Annotated in this window: 9 protein-coding genes; 8 read left to right on the top strand and 1 reads right to left on the bottom strand. The window is 38.2% G+C overall.

Annotated elements, in window-relative coordinates:
• The first annotated feature begins 2 nt into the window (after positions 1-2).
• The 8 genes from QZ738_RS21210 to QZ738_RS21245 all read left to right on the top strand — a co-directional run bounded on the left by QZ738_RS21210 (position 3) and on the right by QZ738_RS21245 (position 5,207).
• On the top strand, positions 3-767 hold the full coding sequence (locus QZ738_RS21210) for a DUF2520 domain-containing protein (RefSeq protein ID WP_293790562.1): 765 nt from the start codon (positions 3-5) through the stop codon (positions 765-767).
• A gap of 40 nt (positions 768-807) precedes the next feature.
• Complete coding sequence (locus QZ738_RS21215; protein ID WP_025143142.1) at positions 808-1,140, top strand: 2Fe-2S iron-sulfur cluster-binding protein; 333 nt, start codon at positions 808-810, stop codon at positions 1,138-1,140.
• A 95-nt stretch (positions 1,141-1,235) separates the two neighbouring features.
• Entirely contained in the window at positions 1,236-1,478 is a 243-nt protein-coding gene (gene iscX / locus QZ738_RS21220; RefSeq protein ID WP_090499518.1) for a Fe-S cluster assembly protein IscX, read from the top strand.
• Between the two features lie 80 nt (positions 1,479-1,558).
• A complete protein-coding gene (locus QZ738_RS21225; protein WP_293790567.1) occupies positions 1,559-2,086 on the top strand; it encodes an HAD family hydrolase in 528 nt (175 codons plus the stop codon).
• 435 nt (positions 2,087-2,521) lie between these two features.
• Positions 2,522-3,352 carry a universal stress protein gene (locus QZ738_RS21230; protein WP_293790570.1) on the top strand — a complete coding sequence of 277 codons (831 nt, stop codon included), beginning with the start codon at positions 2,522-2,524 and terminating at the stop codon, positions 3,350-3,352.
• A 103-nt stretch (positions 3,353-3,455) separates the two neighbouring features.
• A complete protein-coding gene (locus QZ738_RS21235; protein WP_293790572.1) occupies positions 3,456-3,842 on the top strand; it encodes a hypothetical protein in 387 nt (128 codons plus the stop codon).
• Positions 3,843-3,910: 68 nt separating this feature from the next.
• A complete protein-coding gene (locus tag QZ738_RS21240) occupies positions 3,911-4,477 on the top strand; it encodes a nucleoside triphosphate pyrophosphatase (protein WP_293790574.1) in 567 nt (188 codons plus the stop codon).
• A 52-nt stretch (positions 4,478-4,529) separates the two neighbouring features.
• Positions 4,530-5,207, top strand: coding sequence for a carboxypeptidase-like regulatory domain-containing protein (locus QZ738_RS21245; RefSeq protein ID WP_293790577.1), 678 nt, complete (start codon positions 4,530-4,532; stop codon positions 5,205-5,207).
• Positions 5,208-5,266: 59 nt separating this feature from the next.
• Here QZ738_RS21245 and QZ738_RS21250 read toward each other — a convergent pair whose 3' ends face one another.
• Entirely contained in the window at positions 5,267-6,181 is a 915-nt protein-coding gene (locus tag QZ738_RS21250) for an exopolyphosphatase (protein ID WP_293790580.1), read from the bottom strand.
• Between the last annotated feature and the right edge of the window lie 338 nt (positions 6,182-6,519).

A 6,519-nucleotide genomic window follows, 5' to 3' on the forward strand; every position in this document is an offset into this window, starting at 1 on the left:
ACATGAAGATCGTTTTATTGGGGTCGGGTAATGTTGCCACGCACTTAGCAAAAGCACTAAAAAACAAAGGTGAAGAGGTAACTCAGGTGTACAGTCCGAATTTAGACCATGCAAAATCATTAGCTGATTTAATAGGGGCTATTGGTATAAACGATCTTACTGAACTTGAACAATATGCTGATTTATATATCATCTCGGTAAAAGATGATGCCATTGAAAGTATGGCTAAATCATTAAAAAAGGTAACTGGCCTGGTGGTACATACCTCAGGCACTACCGATATCGATATCTTATCGTCGCAAGTTGATAAAGCTGGCGTTTTTTATCCTTTGCAAACTTTCTCTAAAAATAAAGAAGTTTCATTTGAAAATATTCCGCTTTGTATTGAAGCAAACGGCGAAAATGAATTAGCAATTTTAAAGGGTCTTGCAGCTAAAATAAGTAGCGTGGTGTATGAGTTAAATGGCGAGAAGCGGAAAATATTACACCTTGCAGCCGTATTTGCCTGTAATTTTCCGAATCACCTGTATGCACTGGCCAATAAAATTTTAAATCAGCATGGTTTAAACTTCGAAATTATCAGGCCTTTAATTGCCGAAACGGCTGATAAGGTTATGGGTAATTTGCCAGAAAACGTGCAGACCGGACCAGCAGTACGGGCTGATGAAAGTACCTTAACCAAGCATTTGAGCATGTTAACCGATATGCCCGAATTGCAGAACATTTATCGAACATTGAGCAATAGCATAAAATTAACGCTGAAATAGCATAATTACGGCTTTTGCTTATTACTTTTGCAAAATAATTATGAGCATATTTAAACTGAAAATAAATTTCGAAGAAGCAGATCACGAATCTATTGAATTGCCAATAGCCGCAGGAGAATCTGTTTTAGATGTTTGCCTAGATAATGGAATCGAATTACAGCACAACTGCGGGGGTGTTTGTGGTTGCAGTACATGCCATGTATATGTAACCAAAGGGATGGATAATATCGAAGAGATTTCTGATAAGGAAGAAGATTTTATCGATAGGGCTGTTCGCCCGAAAATTACTTCGCGTTTAGGTTGCCAGTGTGTGGTAATCAACGGAGATATTGAAGTAACCATTCCAGATCAGTCTGGTTTTATGGGGCACTAGTTAGTCCTCAGTCCAAAGTCATTAGTCGGGAGTCGGTTAGCCAATTTAAATAGTTAACCGATTAACCAATTTCAACAGTTAACCAACAAAACAACATGAACAACGATAAATTTGCTTTACCTTTTTACTGGAACGATTATGAAGATATCGCCATGTCTTTATATGAGAAATTTGGTGATGATTTTACGGAAGCCAAAATCTACCGCGTTCGCTTTACCGAACTTTTAGAATGGGTTTTATCATTGCCCAACTTTAAAGGAACCAGGGAAGAAAGCAATGAAGGCCATTTGGAGCAAATTCAGTCTGCCTGGGTTTACGAGTGGAGAGATAATCAGTAATTTTAGTTTGGAGTAAAGGGTTTGGAGTTTAGAGGCTCCATTCAACTCTAAACTCCAGGCTCTCAACTCCCAACTAGAAAATGTTCCTTCAGAAATTAAAAGAAATCACCACTTTCATTTTTGATGTAGATGGTGTGCTTACAGACGGATCGGTTCAGGTTACTGATAGTGGTCAGTCATTGCGTACTTTTAACATTAAAGACGGCTATGCTATGCAGCTGGCTGTTAAAAAAGGCTATAATATTTGCATCATATCTGGCGGAGATGGCATTGCCATGGGCAAGCGTTTCTTTAATCTGGGTATAAACGATGTTTTCCTCGGCACAGGAGATAAGGTAGCCATTTTTAATCAATATCTTCAGGATAAGGGCATCACTGCAGGAGAAGTGCTTTACATGGGTGATGATATCCCTGATTTAAAGGTGATGAAACTTGTTGGGCTTCCAACTTGCCCGGCTGACGCCGTGGAAGAAATAAAAGCAATATCTGCATTCATTTCTCCTTACAACGGAGGCAAAACTGCTGTGCGTGATATTATCGAGAAAGTAATGAAAGTGCAGGGTAGGTGGCATGATGAAAATCCAAATGCGGCTGATTCCGGGAAGTAGGTTTATTTTTCAGTTCAATAGTTATTAGGTATTGGTACATTCGTCATTAGTTGACTAGTGATGAGTTTATTTATATCTTTTATTAGTAATATTCCTAAAGAAATCGTCATTCCCAACTTGATTGGGAATCTTAATGCAAGCGCTTTAAGATTAGCTTCGCTGAGCACTTCGTGGTTCCCGCATGCGCGAGAATGACGACTGGACCGGTAGATTCTGTCAATAGGAGCATAGTAGATAGGTTTATTTTTATATTATAGATTGTCCCGTTTCGCTACACTTCAGTCGAAAGGAGGAAATTAAGAGTCAGAATGACCTTCCCGTTATAATTCTTTCTTTCTAAAATTTGCAATATATTACATTATAAGCGAAATTTGTTTAATAAATTTAATCAATCGATTGATTAAATTTATCGTTGTAAAATATAATTTCAATCACATGAGCACCTATCTTGTACCTGTTGATTTTTCTAAAACAGCTGATCATGCTGCGAAATACGCAGCCAGATTGAGTTTCGCAATGGCGAACGCCAAAATTATATTACTGAATGCTTATTATGTTTCGACATACGAAAGCATCCTGCCAACTCCTGATTTAGTGGTTACCACAGATGAACATATCGCCTATGAAATGACACGCAGGCATGAAGCACTTGAAAAACTGAAGGTCAAAATGTTGGAGATCAACCCCGATGCCGAAATCGAGGTTTCTTTAACCAGGGAAACGATATTGAGGTCAATCATCAATCGGGTGAATAAGGAAGAAATCGACCTGATTATTATTGGCAGCAATGGTAAAAAAGCCAAAGATGAAAGCGATATCGGTTCTAACGCCATTAGAATTTCCAAATCCAGTCCTGTGCCGGTTTTGGTTGTACCGCCTAAAGCTGATTATCTATCCATCCGTAAAGCCGTTTTGGCCTGCGATTTTAAAAAGGTTAAAGAGGTAATCCCCATGCAGGCATTGAAAAAAATCTTAAGCATACACGCACTAAAACTTCTGGTACTCAATATCAATTCTGGCCAGTCGATTGATTCTAAAGAAGAACATTTTCTGCAGGAAATGTTAGGAGATTTTTCGCCCGAATACCACTATGCTGATCATCCTGATACCATCAAAGGAATTGTAAAATTTGCCAAAAATGAAGAGGCCCAGTTGATCATTGCACTTCCAAAGAAATATAGTTTTTTTGAAAGTTTATTGCACAAAAGTGTATCTCAAAGGTTAACCATTAAATCGCATGTTCCGGTATTATTGTTAAAAGATTGATTTATTGAATCTGCAACAGTTAAGTTACATGGAGCAGTTAAACTTTCAATTTCTTTTGCACTCCAATAAACTCAATTTGGACCAAAAACAATAAAAGAACAACATGAAAAAATTAATGATGATTTGCGGATTAATGCTGGGTATAGCGGGTTTCGCTAATGCGCAACAAGGCGGTGGGCCAGGCAGAATGATGATGAAACCTGAAGAAAGGGTAAAATTGTTAGACGAAAAATTAAAGTTATCTGATGATCAGAAAACAAAGCTGACCACTGTTTTTACAGAGCAGGCCGAAACCATGAAAAAAATGCGCGAAGAAATGCAGGGCAGTGACAGAGATGCGATGCGAGAAAAAATGCAAAAAATGCGCGCAGATAACGATGCGAAAATCACTGCAGTGTTAACAGATGATCAGAAAAAAGCTTACGAAGCCTGGCAAAAAGAAATGCGTGCCGAAATGGAAAAACGCAGACAGGGTGGCGGAAATAATTAATCTTTGAAAAATACAAATAATAAAAGCGGCTTAAGGTCGCTTTTATTATTTTAGCGGAAAATTAAGATATGTCAGTTCAATTTCCACCAATCATTTTAGCTTCTAAATCGCCCCGTAGGCAAGAACTTTTAACGCTTATGGGCTTAAATTTTAAAGTTGAACTGAAAGATGTAGATGAGAGCTATCCATCAGATTTAAGTCCGGCAGAAATAGCGGTTTACATTTCAGAAAAAAAGGCCAGTGCCTTTAACGGTGATGGCGAAATAGTAATTACTGCAGATACCATTGTAGCATTAAATGGAGAAATTTTAGGTAAACCAGCGGATAGGAAACATGCACAGGAAATGTTGAAAAAGCTATCGGGCAGTAAACACGAGGTTTTTACAGGGGTAACGCTCGCTAAAGGAGGCCAGATACATTCATTTTATGACCGCACTATAGTTTACTGCAAGGAAGTTACAGCTGAAGAAATTGATTTCTATATCGATCATTATAAACCCTTTGATAAGGCTGGTAGCTATGGCGTGCAAGATTGGTGGGGTATTGTTGTCGTAGAACGCATAGAAGGCTCTTATACAAACGTAATGGGCTTGCCCACAGAAAAGCTTTATAATGAACTCCTGAAGTTTATTTAAAACTTTTTGTGGAATCCGGCTGAAAGTTTCATCATCTATGAAAATTAGCCTGATGAAAAACAAAATAAACGAAGTTACCATAGCTGAACCCTGTACACAAAACTGGGATGACATGGAAAAAAGCGACGGCTTTAGGTTTTGCTCAGCTTGCAATAAAAATGTGATCGATTTTTCGGGTTATTCCAATGCCGAAATTATCAATGTGCTGGCAAATGCGTGCTCAACCGTATGCGGTCGAATAAGTCAAAACCAGTTAAACCAGCTCAACTATCATTTAACTGTTGTTCCAACAAAGAATAGAGATTGGATGAGGTACCTTGGTATTTTAGCCATTGGCATGAGCATCTTTGTAATGGATGCAAAGGCCGGGAAGTTGAAAACACCAGTAGAAATCACAAAAACGATCGGCTACAAAGCCTATGGTGAAAAGCCGGTTGTGCCCGCAAAAATATATGGTTATGTTATTGGAGCAGATAAAAAGCCAGTCGCCGGAATTAAGTTGTTTATTTTAGACACCAAATATTCCACCTTAACAGATAAAAATGGCCGATACGAAATCCTCCTGGATAAAAAATTTGATATCAGTAAAAATCAACTGATGGTAGAGAGCCTCCGTTATTCGGCATTTCTAACCCTTGATTTTTCTAAAGAAAAACAAAATAAACTTGAGCTTAAGAAAGTTGAACCGATGATGATGGGTAGAATGATAATAACATCAAAAAAGAAATAATCTTTAAATTAATAAGCTTAATGCGTTAATGATCTATCCATTTGTTGATGGATCATTTTTTACATCATACTGGCCAGCACACCCATTTTTAAATCATAGGTGGAGAGCGTTAATCTGTTTATTTTCGCCCTGCCTAATACATAGTTCGTAATTAAAGCGGCGATCACAATCATATCAACCCGCAAAGGGATAATACCTGGCATTTCTACGCGCTGCTGGTGTGTAGAGTTGATCAGCTTTAGTGCTAGCTCAATATAATCATCATAGTTAAACAGGTAAGTTTTTAGCCGATCAATAGCTATACGGTGGTGCTGTTTTCCGGCAAGCAATTCGGCAAACGTTTCGAATGCACCTGCCGATCCAATCAAAATTTGGGGTTTGTATTTTTCGCAGATTTCAAAAAGATCTTCCAACTGTTCCTGGATGTGGAAAAGAATGTGCTGTTTGTCGGTATCAGAAAGTGGGTCAGATTTAAAAAAATGTTTCATTAGCCGTGCCGCACCGATGTTATAACTCTTTTTCCAGATTAATTTTTCGATATCGCAGAGGATAAATTCCACACTGCCGCCACCAATATCCATAATTAATGATGGTTCCTGTATAGCACCGCTCAGTTTTACACCCCGGTAAATGAATTCAGCTTCCTCATTACCGCTAATGATTTCAATCTTGATCCCGGCTCTTTCATTTACTGCATTTACAAAATCTTTCCCATTTTCTGCACTTCTAACCGCTGAAGTTGCCGTAGCCCTAAGCTTATCCACCCGGTAATCGGCAATGGTTTTGCTAAAATCTTTAAGGCAATTAATTCCCCTTTCAAAGGCTTCCGGAATGATGATGTTCTCGTTAATTCTGCTCTCTCCCAATTTAACGGGGACATTGGCTTTATATAAAATTTCAGGCTGGTTTGCTGCTGTTTCAGCAATAAGCAAGTGGAAGGTATTGGTTCCAAGATCGATAACGGCAACGCGCATATTTTTCGTTTTATTTTTTTGGAAAGCAAAAACAGTATTTCTTCGGGAACTGCAGTACCGCTATCCATTAAATTTTTTTAATGTTGGTGCTAAATTAATTCAGAGTGATGAAATATCATTGCGATCAGGATTATTTTTTACGTTAGTAGGTTTTGGCAAAATAGCTGGGGGCATAAAACTGGTTTATTGTCTGGTTTCCATAAACTCCCATGGGGGCTGACTAAAAAGGGTATAAAAATTACAGCCGTTGCTTTAAAAAGCAGCGGCTGTTTAGTAAATTTAATTGCGAAAGAAATTTACTATGGCTAAGATACAAAGTTCAGCACAATTCAAAAACT

The sequence above is a fragment of the uncultured Pedobacter sp. genome (assembly GCF_913776295.1).
Classification (GTDB): domain Bacteria; phylum Bacteroidota; class Bacteroidia; order Sphingobacteriales; family Sphingobacteriaceae; genus Pedobacter.

Coding starts and splice junctions, on each gene's coding strand:
- QZ738_RS21210 (WP_293790562.1), top strand. CDS start 3: ATGAAGATCGTTTTATTGGGGTCGGGTAATGTTGCCACGCACTTAGCA.
- QZ738_RS21215 (WP_025143142.1), top strand. CDS start 808: ATGAGCATATTTAAACTGAAAATAAATTTCGAAGAAGCAGATCACGAA.
- iscX (WP_090499518.1), top strand. CDS start 1,236: ATGAACAACGATAAATTTGCTTTACCTTTTTACTGGAACGATTATGAA.
- QZ738_RS21225 (WP_293790567.1), top strand. CDS start 1,559: ATGTTCCTTCAGAAATTAAAAGAAATCACCACTTTCATTTTTGATGTA.
- QZ738_RS21230 (WP_293790570.1), top strand. CDS start 2,522: ATGAGCACCTATCTTGTACCTGTTGATTTTTCTAAAACAGCTGATCAT.
- QZ738_RS21235 (WP_293790572.1), top strand. CDS start 3,456: ATGAAAAAATTAATGATGATTTGCGGATTAATGCTGGGTATAGCGGGT.
- QZ738_RS21240 (WP_293790574.1), top strand. CDS start 3,911: ATGTCAGTTCAATTTCCACCAATCATTTTAGCTTCTAAATCGCCCCGT.
- QZ738_RS21245 (WP_293790577.1), top strand. CDS start 4,530: ATGAAAAACAAAATAAACGAAGTTACCATAGCTGAACCCTGTACACAA.
- QZ738_RS21250 (WP_293790580.1), bottom strand. CDS start 6,181: ATGCGCGTTGCCGTTATCGATCTTGGAACCAATACCTTCCACTTGCTT.